We start from the raw sequence: 16,921 nt of genomic DNA on the forward strand, positions 1-16,921 counted from the left end.
GCTGCATCTGGGAATCCGACAAAGAATGTTCAATTGCTGTCCGGGCTCTGGACTTTGCTTAACCTTCCTCTGTAGGTCGGCGGTCTACGGTGGGATCACAGGATGAACTCCCAGCTCAGGAGAGTGTGTTGAAGGCTTTGCTGGACCGTGCCCGCACGTTCAGGACGCGCGTCGATTTCGACAGCGGCGAATATCGGAAACTGGCTGAAGGGCAATATCCGGAGGCCCTGTTCATTACCTGCTCGGACTCGCGGGTCATACCCGCGATGATCACAGGCGCACGGCCCGGGGAGATATTCGAGCTACGGAACGCGGGCAATATCGTGCCGCCCTACGGACGGCCCGGGGCCTGTGGAGAGGCGGCCACCGTCGAGTACGCACTGGAGGTGCTCGGGGTTCAGGACATCGTGGTGTGCGGTCACTCACACTGCGGTGCGATGGGTGCGCTGAAGTCCGGCGACGACCTGTCCGCCCTTCCCGGTGTGGACGCCTGGCTCCGCCTCGCCCGCCCGGAGCTGACCTCGGTTCTGGAGACGGCCCCGGACGACCCGTCCCTGCCGGAGGTGTCCCAGGGCAACGTCGTCAACCAGCTGGCCGCGCTGCGGAGTTACCCCGTCGTGCGGCAGCGCCTCGACTCGGGCCGGCTCCGGCTGCACGGCTGGTACTACGAGGTCGACACGGGCTTCGTCTACGAACTCGGCGGCGAGGGCGACTTCCGGGTGCACGCCGCGTGAGCGGGGCGCACGCGCGGGGGAGGACGCGGGGCGGCCCGGGGGGCGGGCGGCCGGGTGGAGCGGGGGAGGGCACGGCTGACCGGTGGTCTGCTGGGGCGGCGGGGGGTACGGCGGACTGGGGGGCGGCCGATTCCGCGGCAGGCGCCGCGGGTTGGGGACCAGGACCCGCGGCAGGGACCGGAGGCTGGGGGAGGGCCGGTGCGGCGGCAGGCACGGGGGGCTGGTCGGCGGGAGATCCGGCGGGCGGTGGTTCGGGGGGAGGGCCGTCGTCGGGAGGCGGCGCGGAGTGGCGGACTGGTTCCGAGGGGGACACGGGGGGCCGGCCGACGGGGGGTTCCGCGGGGGACACCGGAGTCTGGCCGGTGGGTGGTGCCGCGTGGGGCGGGGCGCCGGGAGGCGCACCGGTTGATCCCGGAGGCGGCACCGGGGAAGGCGTGGCCGGCGGGTCAGGTGGCTGGGGGATCGGCGGGCCGGCAGAAGCCCGGCCGGGGGGTTCCGGAGGCCGGTCCGGGGGCGGTTCAGGGGGGCGCCCGGCCGGTGGTGGGGGCGCAGGCATGGTGGGCGGTGGTGCGCTGGGCGGGCTGATCCGCGGAGCGATGAGCCGTGCCAAGGCCACCGGCGGCAAGGGCGGAGCGAAGGGAGACATCGCCACCGACATCATCGCCTCCCTCGTCGTCTTCCTCGTCGCCCTGCCGCTGTGCATCGGTGTCGCCGTCGCCTCCGGCGTGCCCGCCGAGCTCGGGATCATCTCCGGGGTGATCGGCGGTCTCGTCGTGGGCGCGGTCCGGGGCAGCACGCTCCAGGTCAGCGGCCCGGCCGCCGGGCTCGCCGCGCTGGTCGCGGAGACCGTCGCCCAGGTCGGCGTGGCCATGCTCGGCGTGATCGTGCTGTTCTCCGGCATCCTCCAGATCGTCCTGGGACTGGTACGGCTGGGCCGGATGTTCCAGGCCATCTCGGTCGCCGTCGTCCAGGGGATGCTCGCCGGCATCGGCGTGCCGCTGATGTTCAGCCAGGCCTACCCGATGGCCGACGCCGAGGCCCCCGGCACCGCGCTCGAGAACATGGCCGGGATCCCCGGGCTGCTGGCCGGCGTCCTGACCGACCCGCAGGCGATGATCGCCACCCTGCTCGGCGCCGTCACGGTCGTGCTCAGCTTCGTGTGGAAGAAGGTGCCCGGGCCGGCCGGGAAGATCCCCGCCGCCCTGGTCGCCGTGGGCATCGGCATGGTCGTCGCCGCGCTGCCCGGCGTGAACGTGAAGACGCTCCAGGTGGGCAACCTGCTCAACTCCGTGCAGGTGCCGGGCGCGGAGCAGTTCGCCGGACTCGCCGACGGGACGATCATCACCGCGATCCTCACCTTCACGGTCATCGCGTCCGCGGAGAGCCTGTTCACGGCCGCCGCCGTGGACCGTATGCACAACGGCCCACGCACCCGCTACAACACCGAGCTGATCGCCCAGGGCGCCGGCAACACCGTCGCGGGCATCCTCGGCGCGCTCCCCATCACCGCGGTCGTGGCCCGCAGTTCCGCCAACGTCCAGGCCGGGGCCAAGACCCGGCTCTCCCGCACCCTGCACGGCCTGTGGCTGCTGCTGTTCGCGCTGCTGCTGCCGCAGGTGCTCGCGCTGATCCCGATCTCCGTACTCGCCGGCGTCCTCGTGCACAGCGGCTGGAAGCTGTTCGGGCCCGCCGAGTTCCCCAAGATGTGGCGGCAGGACCGGGGCGAGTTCGCGGTGATGACGCTGACCATGCTGGTCATCGTGGCGACCGCGCTGCTGGAGGGTGTGCTCTTCGGTCTCGCCGCGGGGATCGTGCTGGCCGCGCTGCGCATGTCGCAGACCGTGATCAGCCGGCACGTCGAGCAGGACACGGCGAAGGTCGTCATGGCGGGCAACGCCACGTTCCTGCGGCTGCCGAAGGTGATCGACGCGCTGGAGGCGGCCGCCGCGTCCGGGAAGCCGAGGATCCGCCTCGACCTGACCGGCGTGACCCACCTGGACCACGCCTGCCGCAACCAGGTCGAGGAGTTCACCGCCCAGCAGCGGGGACTGGGGCTGCGGGTGGAGCTGCTGATGCCGGGGGAGGCGCAGCCGGCCGGTTCCGCGACGCCCGCCTTCGAGGCTCCGGCGACGGCGCCGCTGCCCAGGCGCCCGGTCACCACCACCGCCCAGGAGACCGTGGAAGCGCCGCCCTGGCCCACCGCCGACGCCGAGTGGTTCTACCTCGACACACGGCCCCTCCCGGAGGAGCACGCGCGCTCGCCCCTCGTGGGCTGACCCACTCCAGGGGGACATACCGCGGTGGCGTGCACGCCCGAGCAGGCGTGCACGCCACCGCGTTCGTGCCGGGGGCCGGGTCAGCCGCAGCTGCCCGAGATCCACCTGTGGGAGCGGACCTTGTACGTACCGGCCAGGTTGCCGCCGTGCTGCTGCCGGGTGCAGCCGACCCGGTCGGAGTAGTTGGCGCCGCGGTAGTACGCGACACCGCTGGAGCTGCTGGTGCCGGCGTTCCACACCGACTTCACGTTGGTCGTGGCGGCCCAGGAACACCTGATGGCACCGCTCTGCCAGTCGGGGTCGGCCACGTCCCAGGCGCACTTGCTGCCGGTGAAGTTGGCGCCGGTCCAGAAGCAGATGTGCCCGGACGCGCAGTCCACCGCGGCCGGAGCGGCCGGGGCCGCCGACGCGGAGTTCGGCACGGCCAGGGCGGTGACGGCGGCGGCGCTGACGGCGAGAACCGCGATCAGCGGGTTCGTACGAGTGTGCCGGCGAAGGGAAAGGCGCATGGCCCTGGTCTCCTCGGAGGTCGGGGGACGGTGGTGCGGACGGCCCGACGCTGGCAAGGCACGACCGGGCCGGGCAAGGACGGCGGGGCCCGCTGGGATGCCGGGACGGCGGGAGGCCGCGCACCTGGCGCGTTCCGGAACCGTTGGGACGGCCATGGGACGCCTTTGGTGGCACAGTGTCGGCACGAGACGCCCGACCAGCGTCCTGTGGGGATTCCCGAGGGGGGAACGGCCTTGTCCGCATGCCCGGAAACGGAGCGGTTCGCCGCGCTGTTGCGTTCGTTGAAGAGCCGGTCCGGCCTGAGTTACGAGGCCCTCGCCAGGAAGTCCGGACTGGCCGGCTCGACCTTGCACCGCTACTGCCGGGGCGCGTCGGTGCCCCAGGACTACGGGAGCGTGCACCGGCTGGCCACGGTCTGCGGCGCGACCCCGGACGAACTGCGCACCTTGCACCGCCTGTGGGCACTGGCGGACGCGGCACGTGCCGCCGCGGAACAGGGAGCGGTGTCGGAAGCGGCAGCGAGGACGGAACCGGAGGCGACGCAGGAAGCCGAGCCGAAGACCGAGCCGAAGACCGAGCCGAAGACCGAGCCGAAGACCGAGCCGAAGACCGAACCGAAAGCCGAGCCGAAAGCCGAACCGAAAGCAGAGGCGCCCACCAAGGCCCCGACCCCGGACGGGGGCCCGGCCTCAACCCCGGTCCGGGGCCCGGCCCCGGCCCCGGACGGCGACCGGGCACCGGAGCAGCCCGCCCCCGGTGCGGCACCCCGGCCCGCGCGGCAGCCGCGCCGGCACCGGCTGCGCGCCACCGTCGTCATCGCCGCGGTCATCGCCGCCGTCACGGTCTCGGCCTGGGTGCTGTCGAGCGGCCGGTCGCCCTCAGGCGACGGTGACGGCGGTGGCCGGAGTACCGGCGAGGCGGTCCGGCCGTTGTTCTCGGCCAACTGCCCGCCCGTGATCGCGATGGGCGAGCACGACGAGTGCGTGCGGGAGGTGCAGCGCCTGTTGCACGCCAAGGGCGCGGACATCGGCGTGGACGGGGACTTCGGCCCGCAGACCCTGCGCCGGGTCACGGCCTTCCAGGTGCTCGCCGGACTGCAGCCCAACGGGGTCGTCGCGGAGCCGACGAAGAAGGCGCTCTACACCTCGCCTGTCCGGATGGGGGTGTGGTCGCCGCAGAAGGTGCGGCAGCGGGTCCGGGAGGTGTTCCCCGAAGTGCCGGACAAGGCGGTGGCCATCGCCGACTGCCAGTCCTTCCTCGACCCGCTGCACATCCTCCCCAACACCAACGGCACCCGGAACTGGGGCCTGTTCCAGATCTCCGACGCCCGGCTGCGCGAACTGGGCGGCACGCCGCGTGAGGCCCTCGACCCGGAGTGGAACATCCAGGCGGCCCGGAAGCTGTGGAGCAGGGACCGCGACTTCGGCGACTGGCCGCACTGCGAACGCGCCGCCGACGCACCCCGGTCCCCGACACCGACGCACTCGCCCACGGCGGGCACGGACCCAGCATGAACGTTGTGCCCGGCGCCTCGGTATCGCGCAGGTGTGCGGCGGAGCCCGCTCGCGCACGGAAAACACCCCTCCGCAAGGAGGGGTGTTCTCAGAGGCGGCCGACTACGCGATCCGCACCTGGTACGCCGTCACCCGTACCGTCTCGTCGTCCAGGCACTCGCCGGACGTCAGGTCGAAGCGCTGCTTCAGGAGGGGGGAGGCGACGAAGGGGCGGCCCCGGTGGGTGCCCGTGAGGCCCCGGGAGAGGACCGCGGCGCCGGTGAAGGGGTCGCGGTTGTCGATGGCGAACAGGTCACCGCAGCGGTCGCGGAAGATCGCGGCCTGCCGGCCGTCGGGCAGCAGCGCCGCCACCCCGCGGCCCGGGAGCAGCGTGCTCAGGTCACAGACCGTGAACCAGTCGCCGTCCAGGGCGAGTTCGATCTTGAGGTCGGTGGTCTCGGGTGCCAGGGTCATCGCTGGGCGCTTCCTTCCAGTACGTCAGCGGCGGGTCGCATGCCGATGGACAGCAGCGGCAGGTCGGGCTTCATCTGGTCGCGCTCGGGCACGAAGGCGACGACCGGGTCCGGGGTGTCCGGTGCGTTCACGAAGGACACGAACCGGGAGAGCTTCTCGGGGTCGTTGATGGTCTCGGCCCATTCGTCGCGGTAGTGCGCGACGTGCGCCTGCATCAGCTGCTCCAGCTCGTCGCAGATGCCGAGCGAGTCGTGCACCACCACGTCCCGTACGTGGTCCAGGCCGCCCGGGATCCGCTCCAGCCAGGTCGAGGTGCGCTCCAGGCGGTCGGCCGTGCGGATGTAGAACATCAGGAACCGGTCGATCAGCCGCACCAGTTCGGCGTCCGACAGGTCCTGCGCGAGCAGGTCCGCGTGACGCGGCGTCGCACCGCCGTTGCCGCCGACGTAGAGGTTCCAGCCGTTGGCGGTGGCGATCACGCCGAAGTCCTTCGACTGGGCCTCGGCGCACTCGCGCTGGCAGCCGGAGACCGCCGACTTCAGCTTGTGCGGGGAGCGCAGACCCCGGTAGCGCAGCTCCAGGTCGATCGCCATCTTCACCGAGTCCTGGACGCCGTAGCGGCACCAGGTCTGGCCGACACAGGACTTCACCGTGCGCAGCGACTTGCCGTAGGCGTGGCCGGACTCGAAGCCGGCGTCCACCAGGCGGGCCCAGATCAGCGGCAGTTGCTCGACGCGGGCGCCGAACATGTCGATCCGCTGACCGCCGGTGATCTTCGTGTAGAGGCCGAAGTCGCGGGCGATCTCGCCGATCACGATCAGCTTCTCCGGGGCGATCTCGCCCCCGGGGATCCGCGGCACGACCGAGTACGAGCCGTTCTTCTGCAGGTTGGCCAGGAAGTGGTCGTTGGTGTCCTGCAGCGAGGCCTGCTCGCCGTCCAGGACGTAGCCGCTCGCGCCGATCGTCGGGGCGAGGGAGGCGATGATCGAGCCGACCGTCGGCTTGCAGGTCTCGCAGCCGTCACCGCCCCGGGCCTCCTCGCGGCCGTGGCGGTCCAGCAGGTCCTGGTAGGTGTTGATGCGCAGCGCGAGGACGATCTCGTAGAGCTCCTCGCGGGTCTGCGAGAAGCAGCCGCACAGGCCCTTGTCGACCTCGACGCCGCTGGCCTCCAGTTCGGCGTTGACGAGCTGGCCGAGGACCTTGACGCAGGAACCGCAGCCGGTGCCGGCCTTGGTGCACTTCTTGACCTCGGGCACGGTCGTGCACTGGTGGTCGGTGACCGCGCCGCGGATCGTGCCCTTGGAGACGTTGTGGCAGGAGCAGACGATCGCGTCGTCCGGCAGCGCGGACGGGCCGAGCTGGACGGACTCCCCGGCGCCGGCCGGCAGCACGAGCGACTCGGGGGCGACCGGCGGGACCGAGCCGGTGAACGCCTTCAGTGTGCCGTACGCCTCTGCGTCGCCGACCAGGATGCCGCCGAGCAGCGTGCCGTCGCGGCCGATGACCAGCTTCTTGTACAGGCCCGCGCGGGAGTCGGAGTAGACGACGTCCAGGCAGTCCTCGGCGGTGCCGTGCGCGTCACCGAAGGACGCCACGTCCACGCCGAGCAGCTTCAGCTTGGTGGAGAGGTCGGCACCGGTGAAGGACGCCTCGTCCGAGGCGATCGTGGCCGCCGCCGTCTCGGCCTGCTCGTAGCCCGGGGCCACCAGGCCGTACACCCGGCCGTCGGAGGCCAGCGCGCACTCGCCGATCGCGAAGACGTGCGGGTCGGCGACCGTACGGCACTGCTCGTCGACCGTGATGCCGCCGCGCTCGCCGACCGTCAGACCGCAGTCGCGGGCCAGCTGGTCGCGGGGACGGACACCGGCGGAGAACACCACCAGGTCGGTGGCGAGTTCGGAACCGTCGGACAGCTTCATGCCGGTGACCGAGCCGTCTTCGCCGACCACCACCTCCTGCGTGCCCACACCCGTGTGGACGCTCAGGCCCATCTCCTCGATGGTGCGCAGCAGGGCGGCGCCGCCGCCGTCGTCGACCTGCACCGGCATCAGGCGCGGCGCGAACTCCACGATGTGGGAGGTGAGTCCGAGACCCTTGAGGGCGCCGGCCGCCTCCAGCCCGAGCAGACCGCCGCCGACCACGGCACCCACCTGGGCCTTCTTCGCGTACTCCTCGATCGCGAGCAGGTCCTCGATCGTGCGGTAGACGAAACAGCCCTCGGCGTCCTTGCCCGGGACCGGCGGCACGAAGGGGTACGAGCCGGTGGCCAGGACCAGCACGTCGTAGTCGACGACGAGACCGGAGCGGGCGGTGACCCGGCGGGCCTCCCGGTCGACGCTCTCCGCCGGGTCGCCCACGTACAGCTCGATGCCGTGGTCCTTGATGAACTCCATGTCCGTCATGGACAGGTCCTCGGGCGTCGTGCCCGAGAAGTACGAGGTGAGCTGGACGCGGTCGTACGCCGGGCGCGGCTCCTCACAGAGCACGACCACTCGGTGCGTGGCGGTCAGGCCGCGCTCGGCGAGCGCTTCGAGGAAGCGCTGGCCGACCATGCCGTGGCCGACGAGCACGATCGTGGGGGTGGCCCCCTCGGTGGCGGTCATTAGGAGCCTCCATCGTTGGTAAGCAGGTGGAGCAGCGGGCCGCCGTCGGAGGGGAGCGGCTCTGCTCCCTCCCAGGCGCGGGCGAGCGCGCCGACGGTGCCGAGTTCGCCGACGAGGACCCCGCCGACCAGGCGGTCGTCGCGGACGACGACCTTGCGGTAGGTGCCGCGGGTGGCGTCGGCGAGCTGGACGACGTCGTCGCCCGGGAGCGCCTCGGTCTCGCCGAACGCGGCGAGGTCGAAGGGGCTGTCGTGCCCGTTCAGCGTGAGCCGGGTCAGGGAGCGCGTGCCGGTGTACCGGGCGGCCCCGTCGCCGGCCAGCAGTTCCGCGAGTGCGTCGGCCTGTTCCAGCGCGGGAGTGGCGAGTCCGTAGAGGACGCCCGCGTGCTGGGCGCAGTCGCCGATCGCGTGGATGTGCGGGTCGGAGGTGCGCAGCTCGTCGTCGACGACGACGCCCTTGCGGACGTCGAGCCCGGCGGCCTGCGCGAGACCGACCCGGGGGCGGACACCGCAGGCGACGACCACCAGATCGGCGTCGAGCGCGTAGCCGTCGGCCATCTCCACCGAGCGGACCGCGCCGCCGACGCAGCGCACGTCCCGGACCCGGCACTCGGTGTGCACCTCGACGCCCAGGTCGGTCAGGTGCCGCTTGACGAGCTTGGACGCGGCCGGGTCGAGCTGGCGCTCCATCAGCCGCTCGGACTGCTGGGCGAGCACCACCTGGGCGCCGCGCAGGGCGAGCGCCCGGGCTGCGGAGACCCCCAGGAGCCCGCCGCCGATGACGACCGCCTTCGCGCCCGGCCGGACCGCCTTGGACAGGGCCAGGCAGTCGTCCATGGTGCGGAACGCGTGGACGCCCTCGGGGAGTGCGTGCTGCTCGTCGGTCCCCGTGAACAGCCCGCGCAGGGGCGGCAGTACGGGGTTGGAGCCGGTGGCGAGGACGAGCCGGTCGTATGCGATCACCGTGCCGTCGGCGCACTCGACGGTCCGCCCGTCGCGGTCGATGCCGACGACCCGGCCGCGCGTGGCCTGCGCGGGCGCCGGCAGGGCGATCACCTCGGGGCTGTACCGTCCGGCCAGCACCTCGGCGAGCAGCACCCGGTTGTAGGGCCGGTGCTCCTCCTCGCCGATCAGCAGCGCGGGCGTGCCGAGCTCACCGAGCCGCCGGGCGAGCCGTACGCCCGCGAGGCCGGTGCCGATCACCACCACACGCTCATTCGAGGTCATGCACTCGAGCGTGCGATGCCGGTGTTACCCGGCAGCATCGCCTCTGTTTCCCGCGGGGAACGCTGCCCTCAGCGGGGCGGGGCTGTGGGTGTGAGGGTTCCTGACGTGCGGCGACGGCGGCTGTGAGGGGCGTCGCACCGGCCTCGCATAGGGTCGCGATCATGCCCGACATATCGCTGACCATGATCGTCCTGCTCTGCGTCGCGGCCCTCGCCGCCGGCTGGATCGACGCCGTGGTCGGCGGGGGCGGCCTCCTGCTGCTGCCGGTGCTGCTGCTCGGGCTGCCGGCGAACACACCCGCCGCGCACGCGCTGGGAACCAACAAGGTGTCCAGGCAGCGGCAGGGAGGAGCTCGGGCATGGGGACGACGGGGCGGCGGCCGGGGGCGTACGTCTGCGGGATCGACGCGGCGATGGATCTGATCGGCGGCAAGTGGAAGGTGCTGATCCTCTGGGCGCTGAACGAACGGCCCTGCCGCTTCGGCGAACTGCGCCGCGCACTGCCGGGCGTCACCGAGAAGGTGCTGGCCTCGCACCTCAGGGAGATGGAGGCCGACGGCCTGGTGCACCGCGAGGCCTACGACGAGGTGCCGCCGCGCGTGGAGTACTCGCTGACGCCCCGGGGCGTGTCCCTGAACGAGGCACTGGAACCGCTCGGGGCCTGGGGGAGGGTCCACGTGCTGAGCGGGTCACCGGCTGCCGGTCAGGTGCGCGAAGACGACGACGTTCCCCTGGTAACCGGTGCCGCGTGAGTAGCCGCCGCCGCAGGTGATGACCCGCAGTTCGGGGCGGCGGGCGGCGCCGTAGACCTTCTCGTCGGGGAAGTCCTTCGCGGCGTACACCTCGACGGCGTCCACGGTGAACACCGCGACACCGCCGTCCCGCCGGTCCACCTCGATCGTGCTGCCCTTGGCCAGGGCGCCGAGGTCGTAGAAGACGGCGGGGCCGTCGGCGTTGTCGACATGTCCGGCGACGATCGCCGTGCCCCGTTCACCGGGGGTGGTGCCGGCCTCGTACCAGCCGGCGAGGTTCTCGTCCGCGGCGGGCGGCACGTCGAGGCTGCCGGTCTTCGTCAGCCCGAGCCCGGTCAGCGGGGCGCTGACCCGGATCGCCGGGATGCGGATGCGGTGGGGCGGCGAGGGCGGCAGCGCGGGCACGGCGGGCCGCTCATCGGCGCGGCCGTCCAGCCCTGCCCGGGCCTGCGTGGCGGACGGCTGCGGCGGGGCGTGTGTCTCGGCGCCGTTGCGCAGCAGCCACGCCCCGGAGCACAGGGCGAACACCGTCACGGCCGCCATGGCGGCGTTGGCCGGGTTGCCGAACCCGGTGCCGTACCTGGGGAACCTGCGCATACCCGACCCTTTCCTGATCTCCCTCCGTGACGGGGCCCCACCCCGTGCCCCCCTCCGGGCCGCGAGGGGCGTCGGACCCGGAGGGGGAGGGGACATGCGGTACCGGCGACGGACAGCGGAGGGTGTCCGTCAGATCCCGTCGCCTCTCGCCCGGCGATGCAGGAGCCAGGTACCGCCCGCGGCGGCGACGGCGAGGGCCGCCACACCGGCCGCGGTCTGCACGGGGTCGGGGCCCAGGGCGCCGCCGACCCCCGTCTTCACACTCCCCCGGGGATGCACCTGCCCGCGCATCGACGTCAGCGTGACCACCAGGTCCCCGGTGACCCGCCGACCGCTGCCGTGGCAGGTGGCGGTGATCTCGTACGTTCCCGGCTGCGCGCTCGGCGGCACCCTGAACCGCCCGGTCGCGCCCTGCCCGTGCGCGTCCGGCGCCAGGCTGAGGGAACCGGCCCCGACCGCGCTGGCGTCACCCGTCGCCGAGCCGCGCTCGCCGCAGGCCGCCGTGCGCACCGTGACCTGACCGCCGGGCACGACCGGGGCCGGAGACACCTCCAGGCCACCGGCGGACGCGCCGTACGCGGGGGCGGTGGCGAGCGCCGCGGCGGCGACAGCCAGCGCGGTACCGGTCAGCGGCCGGGCGGTACGTCGCATCGGTGCTCCTTCGAGCGGTTCGGTCGTGCGCCTGCCCTTCCGAGGTAACGGGCAGCGGGACGACCGCGCTTGCTGAGGGGGCGTCAGGATTGGGGTGAATGGGTGTCAGGCAGGGGTGAACCGGCGGTTTCCCGTGGCCGTTTCGGCAGGTCACGGGCGTTCGGCGGGCGGGCCGGGGAAAAGCGCGGGGCGCGCGTGTGAACGGGTGACCCGAGGGTGCGCGCCGGCGCTTGACCTCAACAATGGTTGAGGTACGAGGCTGTGCCGCATGAACACAACCGCTACCGAACCGGCCGCCCCGCAGCAGACCGCGACCGGCCCGCTCCGCCTGACCCTCGTCGTGGGCAGCAACCGGCACGGCCGCTTCGGCCCCGTCGTCGCCGACTGGCTCCTCGGCCGCATCCGGGACCGGGACGACCTGGTCGCCGAGGTCGTGGACGTCGCCGAGACCGCGCTGCCCATGTCCCTCGAACCGACCCCGGAAGCGACCGCCGCACTGTCCGGCATCACCCCGAAGCTGGCCCGCGCGGACGCCTTCGTGGTCCTCACCCCCGAGTACAACCACTCCTTCCCGGCGGGCTTGAAGAACCTCGTCGACTGGCACTTCACCGAGTGGCAGGCCAAGCCCGTCGGCCTCGTCTCCTACGGCGGCATGTCCGGCGGCCTGCGCGCCGCGGAGCACCTGCGTCAGGTCTTCGCGGAGCTGCACGCCGTGACGGTCCGCGACACCGTCTCCTTCCACAACGCCGGCGCCTCCTTCGACGACCGGGGCGTCCTGCGCGACCCGTCGGGCCCGGACGCGGCCGCGAAGACCATGCTGGACCAAGTGGTGTGGTGGGGGCGTGCGTTGCGGGAGGCCAGGGGGAGGTGGCCGTACGCGGGCTGACCCCGCATCAGCCGCACACCCTCGCGCCGCACACCCTCGCGCCGCACACCCTCGCGCCGCACACCCTCGCGCCGCACACCCTCGCGCCGCACACCCTCGCGCCGCACACCCTCGCGCCGGGCTCCTCGCGCCGGGCTCCTCGCGCCGGGCTCCTCGCACCGCACCCCTCACACCCGCGCCCGCCAGTCCCCGCCCGCGATCGCCCGCCCCCGGGCCCGCAGCTGTGTGGCGACGGCGGGCGCGGCCACGTACACCCACGCCCGGACGGACGCCCCGTCGGCCTCCCGTACGACCTTCCGCTCGACGCGCAGATACAGACTGCGCGGATCCCCCGGCACGTACTCCTCCAGCCGGTCGAGCTCGGCGAGCAGCCCCTCGTACGCCTCCGGCGGTGCGGTGACCAGCTCCCCGCTGATCACGCCGCCGTCCGGCTCCTCGACCGCGTACGGGTAGCCCGGCCCCTCGTACAGCACCGCGTCCGCGAGCCTCCCCGGCTCCTCGGAACGGGTGCGGCCGCGCAGGAAGAGGTCGTGGTTGACCTCCCCGGGACGGAGGGTGCCGTAGACGAAGAAAGGGAGGGTCACAGGAACGATTCTGCACCCTCACACACCTCCACAGCGGGGCTATGGACATGCCATGTCCGCGCCGCTTTAACTCGCGGTCAACATCAACGCCGCCCCCGGTCGACCCCACGCGACCGGGTGCGCCCGTATGAGGAGACCGATGAGTCGGATACGTCATGTCCGCGGTTCCCGTCTCGCCCTCGCCGGTGTGGCCGTCACCGGCACCACCGCCCTGCTGGCCGCCGTTCTCTCCCCGGCCGCCGGCGCGGCGGACCGGCCGACCAGGTCGGGCGCGATCGAGGACGCGGAGGCGGTGCTCGCGGACCGGGCCGGCGCCCTGGGCCTCACCCCGGCCCAGGAGACGAAGGTCCGGGACGTCGTCGTCGACGAGGACGGCACCCGGCACGTCCGCTACGACCGCGCCTACCACCGGCTCCCGGTCCTCGGCGGCGACTTCGTACTCCATCTGAACCCGGACGGCACGTACCGCGGCACGAGCCGCGCGACGAAGTCCGCGCTCTCCCTGGCGAGCGTCACCCCGAAGGTGTCCGCTCCCAAGGCCGCCGACCTCGCGGCGAACCTGCTGCGCGCCGCGCACCTCGGCGAGACCCTGAAGAAGCTGACCGCAAAGCCCCGGCTGGTCGTCGACGCCCTGCACGGCGCCCCGAAGCTGGCCTGGCAGACCGACGCGGTGGCGCACGACGAACGCGGCAACCCGGTCGGGCGCACCGTGCTGACCGACGCGACGACCGGCGCCCGGATCGACGCCTGGGACTCCATGGAATCGGCCTCGGGTGACGGCAAGTCCCTCTACGGCGGCACGGTCCCGCTGGAGACGACGGCGTCCGGCTCGTCGTACCAGCTCAAGGACGCGACCCGCGGCGGCACGTACACCGGCGACGCCGAGAACAAGACGGACAAGTGCCTGCTGACCGTCTGCCTGACCCGCGCGCCCGCGACGCTCTTCACGGACGCCGACAACCAGTGGGGGACGGGCACGGCCGCCGACCGGTCCACGGTGGCGGTGGACGCCCAGTACGGCACGGACGTCACCTGGGACTACTACAAGAAGGTCCACGGCCGCAGCGGCATCGCCGGCGACGGCAAGGGCGCCTTCAACCGCGTCCACTACGGCAAGGACTACAACAACGCCTTCTGGGACGACAACTGCTTCTGCATGACGTACGGCGACGGTGACGGCACGCTCATGGGCCCGCTGGTGTCGCTGGACGTCGCCGGGCACGAGATGTCCCACGGCGTCACGTCCAAGACGGCGGCGCTGACCTACTCGGGCGAGTCCGGCGGCCTGAACGAGGCCACCTCGGACATCTTCGGCACGCTGGTGGAGTTCCACGCGGCCAACGCCGAGGACCGGGGCGACTGGCTCATCGGCGAGAAGGTCGTCCGCTCCGGCCTCGGACGGGAGGCCCTGCGCTTCATGGACAAGCCGTCCAGGGACGGGAAGTCGGCGGACTGCTGGAACGAGAAGCTCGGCGACCTCGACGTGCACTACTCCTCCGGCGTCGGCAACCACTTCGCCTACCTGCTCGCGGAGGGCAGTGGCAAGAAGACCCTCAACGGCGTCGGCTACAACTCCCCGACCTGCGACGGCTCCACGGTGACCGGCATCGGCCGGGCCAAGCTGGGCAAGATCTGGTACCGCGCGCTGACGGTCTACATGACGTCCTCGACGGACTACGCGGCCGCGCGCACGGCGACCCTGAGCGCGGCGAAGGACCTCTACGGCAGCGGCAGCACCGAGCAGAAGGCGGTGGCGGCGGCCTGGAACGCGGTGGCGGTGAGCTGACCGCTACGGCCGGACCGCCTCCAGCCGCACCGCGCACGCCTTGAACTCCGGCATCCGGGAGGTCGGGTCGAGCGCGGGGTTGGTGAGGGTGTTGGCGCGACCCTCGCCGGGCCAGTGGAAGGGCATGAAGACGGTGTCGGGCCGGATGGCGTTCGTGATCCTCGCGGGCGCCACGGCCCGGCCCCGCCGGGACACGACGGCCACCGGATCACCCTCGGTGGCCCCGAGCCGGGCCGCCAGCCTCGGGTGCAGTTCCACGAAGGGCCCGGGCGCGGCGGCGTTCAGCTCCGCCACGCGCCGGGTCTGCGCCCCGGACTGGTACTGCGCCACGACCCGGCCGGTGGTCAGCAGCACGGGGTACTCGTCGTCGGGTTCCTCGGCGATCGCACGGTGGGAGACGGGGACGAACCGGGCCCGGCCGTCGGGAGTGGCGAAGCGGTCGAGGAAGAGGCGGGGCGTGCCCGGGTGTGCGTCCGGTGTCTCCGGGGCGGGGCCGCCGGGCAGCGGCGGGTCGAGCAGGGCGTCCTCACCCTCGTCGACCGCCTCCACCGCCGCCGGACACGGCCAGAACACCCCGTTCTCCTCCGCCAGCCTCCGGTAGGTGATGCCCGAGTAGTCCGCCGCCCCGCCCGCCGACGCCCGGCGCAGTTCCTCGAAGACCTCCTCCGGGTCCGTCGGGAAGCCCTTCTCCACGCCCAGCCGGGCGGCGAGTTCGTGCAGCACCTCCAGGTCGCTGCGGATGCCCTCGGGCGGGGTGATCGCCCGGCGCCGCAGCAGGACCCTGCCCTCCAGGTTCGTCGTCGTGCCCGTCTCCTCGGCCCACTGGGTGACCGGCAGGACCACGTCCGCGAGTGCCGCCGTCTCCGACAGCACCACGTCACAGACCGCCAGGAAGTCCAGCGACCTGATGCGCTCCTCGATGTGCGCGGCACGCGGCGCCGACACCACCGGGTTGGACGCCATCAGCAGCAGCGACCTGATGTCGGTGCCCAGCGCGTCCAGCAGCTCGTACGCACTGCGCCCCGGGCCGGGCAGGCTGTCCGGGTCGACCCCCCACACCTCGGCGACGTGCGCCCGCGCGGCCGGGTCGTCCAGCTTGCGGTAGCCCGGCAACTGGTCGGCCTTCTGCCCGTGTTCGCGCCCGCCCTGCCCGTTGCCCTGCCCGGTCAGGCAGCCGTACCCGGACCGCGGGCGGCCCGCCCGGCCGGTCGCCAGGCACAGGTTGATCCACGCACCCACCGTGTCCGTGCCCTTGGACTGCTGCTCGGGCCCCCGGGCGGTGAGCACCATCGCCGACTCCGGCTCGCAGAACAGCCGCACGGTCTCGCGGAGTTGAGGAACGGACACCCCCGTGATCCGCTCCACGTACTCCGGCCAGTGCGCCATCGCCGCGGCCCGGGCGTCCTCCCAGCCGGACGTGCGCTCCCGGATGTACTCCTCGTCCACCCGGCCCTCGGCGATCACCAGGTGCAGCAGGCCCAGGGCGAGGGCCAGATCCGTGCCCGGCCGGGGCGCCAGGTGCAGGTCCGCCTGCTCGGCGGTCTTCGTGCGGCGCGGGTCGATGACGACGAGCGTGCCGCCGTTCTCCTTCAGCTCGGTGAAGAACCGCAGCGACGGCGGCATGGTCTCCGCGAGGTTCGACCCGACGAGGATCACGCAGCCGGATTTCGGGATGTCCTCCAGCGGGAACGGCAGCCCGCGGTCGAGACCGAACGCCTTGATGCCGGCGGCCGCCGCCGACGACATGCAGAAACGCCCGTTGTAGTCGATCTGGGAGGTGCCGAGCACGACCCGCGCGAACTTGCCGAGCGTGTACGCCTTCTCGTTCGTCAGCCCGCCCCCGCCGAACACCCCGACCGCGTCCGGGCCGTGCTCCGCGCGCGTGCGGCCCAGGCCCGCGGCGATCCGGTCCAGCGCCTCGTCCCAGGAGGCGGGCACCAGCGTGCCGCTCTCGTCGCGCACCAACGGGGAGGTCAGACGGACGTCCGGCGCGAGCACCGCAGCGGCCGTACGGCCCTTGCCGCACAGGGCGCCCCGGTTCACCGGGAAGTCCGCGCGCTCGCTCACCTCGACGGTCCCGTCCGGGGCGGGCGTCAGGTTCATCCCGCACTGCAGGGCGCAGTACGGACAGTGCGTGGGCGTCACGGTGCTCTGCATACCGTTCAGCGTGCGTCGGCCGTGTTACGCCCGGGACGGTTCCCTGTTACGCGGCCGGGACGGCAACCTCCCCGCCACGCTCCCGCCCGCGTGAGGCAGGAGCCCGCTGCCCTGTGAGGCACAGGCTTGCCCTCCTACAGGTCGTCGCCGACCGGCACAGACGTTGCCTGTGGGACGAGAGACGCCACATGTG

At 72.8% G+C, this 16,921-nt stretch carries 14 protein-coding genes and 1 pseudogene; 7 read left to right on the top strand and 8 right to left on the bottom strand.

Features of this window, described 5'->3' with window-relative positions; genetic code table 11:
- Positions 1–128: 128 nt before the first annotated feature.
- Positions 129–734 carry a carbonic anhydrase gene (locus tag G3I77_RS01750; RefSeq protein WP_248500615.1) on the top strand — a complete coding sequence of 202 codons (606 nt, stop codon included), beginning with the start codon at positions 129–131 and terminating at the stop codon, positions 732–734.
- A gap of 596 nt (positions 735–1,330) precedes the next feature.
- Positions 1,331–3,010 (top strand): SulP family inorganic anion transporter, encoded by a 1,680-nt coding sequence (locus tag G3I77_RS01755; RefSeq protein WP_248500616.1) that lies wholly within the window; start codon positions 1,331–1,333, stop codon positions 3,008–3,010.
- A gap of 80 nt (positions 3,011–3,090) precedes the next feature.
- Here the strand turns inward: G3I77_RS01755 and G3I77_RS01760 are convergent, their stop codons facing one another.
- Entirely contained in the window at positions 3,091–3,519 is a 429-nt protein-coding gene (locus G3I77_RS01760; RefSeq protein ID WP_248500617.1) for a peptidase inhibitor family I36 protein, read from the bottom strand.
- Positions 3,520–3,753: 234 nt separating this feature from the next.
- Here G3I77_RS01760 and G3I77_RS01765 point away from each other — a divergent pair, with 234 nt between their 5' ends.
- Complete coding sequence (locus G3I77_RS01765; protein ID WP_248500618.1) at positions 3,754–5,034, top strand: helix-turn-helix domain-containing protein; 1,281 nt, start codon at positions 3,754–3,756, stop codon at positions 5,032–5,034.
- A gap of 102 nt (positions 5,035–5,136) precedes the next feature.
- Here the strand turns inward: G3I77_RS01765 and nirD are convergent, their stop codons facing one another.
- The 3 genes from nirD to G3I77_RS01780 are packed head-to-tail and all read right to left on the bottom strand — an operon-like array spanning position 5,137 to position 9,316.
- A complete protein-coding gene (gene nirD / locus G3I77_RS01770) occupies positions 5,137–5,487 on the bottom strand; it encodes a nitrite reductase small subunit NirD (RefSeq protein ID WP_248500619.1) in 351 nt (116 codons plus the stop codon).
- The gene (gene nirB, locus G3I77_RS01775; RefSeq protein ID WP_248500620.1) at positions 5,484–8,090 is read right to left on the bottom strand and encodes a nitrite reductase large subunit NirB; all 2,607 of its coding nucleotides are present in this window, start codon (positions 8,088–8,090) and stop codon (positions 5,484–5,486) included. Before nirB ends, nirD begins: the two co-directional genes overlap by 4 nt.
- Positions 8,090–9,316, bottom strand: coding sequence for an NAD(P)/FAD-dependent oxidoreductase (locus tag G3I77_RS01780; RefSeq protein WP_248500621.1), 1,227 nt, complete (start codon positions 9,314–9,316; stop codon positions 8,090–8,092). Before G3I77_RS01780 ends, nirB begins: the two co-directional genes overlap by 1 nt.
- Positions 9,317–9,477: 161 nt before the next feature.
- On the opposite strand from G3I77_RS01780, the pseudogene G3I77_RS01785 reads away from it, so the two are divergent.
- Together G3I77_RS01785 and G3I77_RS01790 are read left to right on the top strand one after the other, a co-directional pair.
- Positions 9,478–9,642, top strand: a pseudogene (locus G3I77_RS01785) (sulfite exporter TauE/SafE family protein); the annotation flags it as partial.
- A gap of 32 nt (positions 9,643–9,674) precedes the next feature.
- Complete coding sequence (locus G3I77_RS01790) at positions 9,675–10,067, top strand: helix-turn-helix domain-containing protein (protein ID WP_248500622.1); 393 nt, start codon at positions 9,675–9,677, stop codon at positions 10,065–10,067.
- Here the strand turns inward: G3I77_RS01790 and G3I77_RS01795 are convergent.
- Both G3I77_RS01795 and G3I77_RS01800 read right to left on the bottom strand, forming a co-directional pair.
- Positions 10,005–10,664 carry a class F sortase gene (locus G3I77_RS01795; RefSeq protein ID WP_248500623.1) on the bottom strand — a complete coding sequence of 220 codons (660 nt, stop codon included), beginning with the start codon at positions 10,662–10,664 and terminating at the stop codon, positions 10,005–10,007. The genes G3I77_RS01790 and G3I77_RS01795 overlap by 63 nt on opposite strands.
- A gap of 129 nt (positions 10,665–10,793) precedes the next feature.
- Positions 10,794–11,315 (bottom strand): hypothetical protein, encoded by a 522-nt coding sequence (locus tag G3I77_RS01800; RefSeq protein ID WP_248500624.1) that lies wholly within the window; start codon positions 11,313–11,315, stop codon positions 10,794–10,796.
- A gap of 268 nt (positions 11,316–11,583) precedes the next feature.
- On the opposite strand from G3I77_RS01800, the gene G3I77_RS01805 reads away from it, so the two are divergent.
- Positions 11,584–12,201, top strand: a complete 618-nt coding sequence (locus G3I77_RS01805) for an NADPH-dependent FMN reductase (RefSeq protein ID WP_248500625.1) — start codon at positions 11,584–11,586, stop codon at positions 12,199–12,201.
- Positions 12,202–12,368: 167 nt separating this feature from the next.
- Here the strand turns inward: G3I77_RS01805 and G3I77_RS01810 are convergent, their stop codons facing one another.
- On the bottom strand, positions 12,369–12,785 hold the full coding sequence (locus tag G3I77_RS01810; RefSeq protein WP_248500626.1) for a gamma-glutamylcyclotransferase family protein: 417 nt from the start codon (positions 12,783–12,785) through the stop codon (positions 12,369–12,371).
- A 139-nt stretch (positions 12,786–12,924) separates the two neighbouring features.
- Between G3I77_RS01810 and G3I77_RS01815 the strand changes: the two genes are divergently transcribed.
- Positions 12,925–14,571: a M4 family metallopeptidase gene (locus G3I77_RS01815; RefSeq protein WP_248500627.1), complete on the top strand. Its 1,647-nt coding sequence runs from the start codon at positions 12,925–12,927 to the stop codon at positions 14,569–14,571.
- 3 nt (positions 14,572–14,574) lie between these two features.
- Here the strand turns inward: G3I77_RS01815 and G3I77_RS01820 are convergent, their stop codons facing one another.
- Positions 14,575–16,728 carry a molybdopterin oxidoreductase family protein gene (locus tag G3I77_RS01820; RefSeq protein WP_248500628.1) on the bottom strand — a complete coding sequence of 718 codons (2,154 nt, stop codon included), beginning with the start codon at positions 16,726–16,728 and terminating at the stop codon, positions 14,575–14,577.
- Between the last annotated feature and the right edge of the window lie 193 nt (positions 16,729–16,921).

Source organism: Streptomyces sp. D2-8 (assembly GCF_023184515.1).
Taxonomy (GTDB): domain Bacteria; phylum Actinomycetota; class Actinomycetes; order Streptomycetales; family Streptomycetaceae; genus Streptomyces.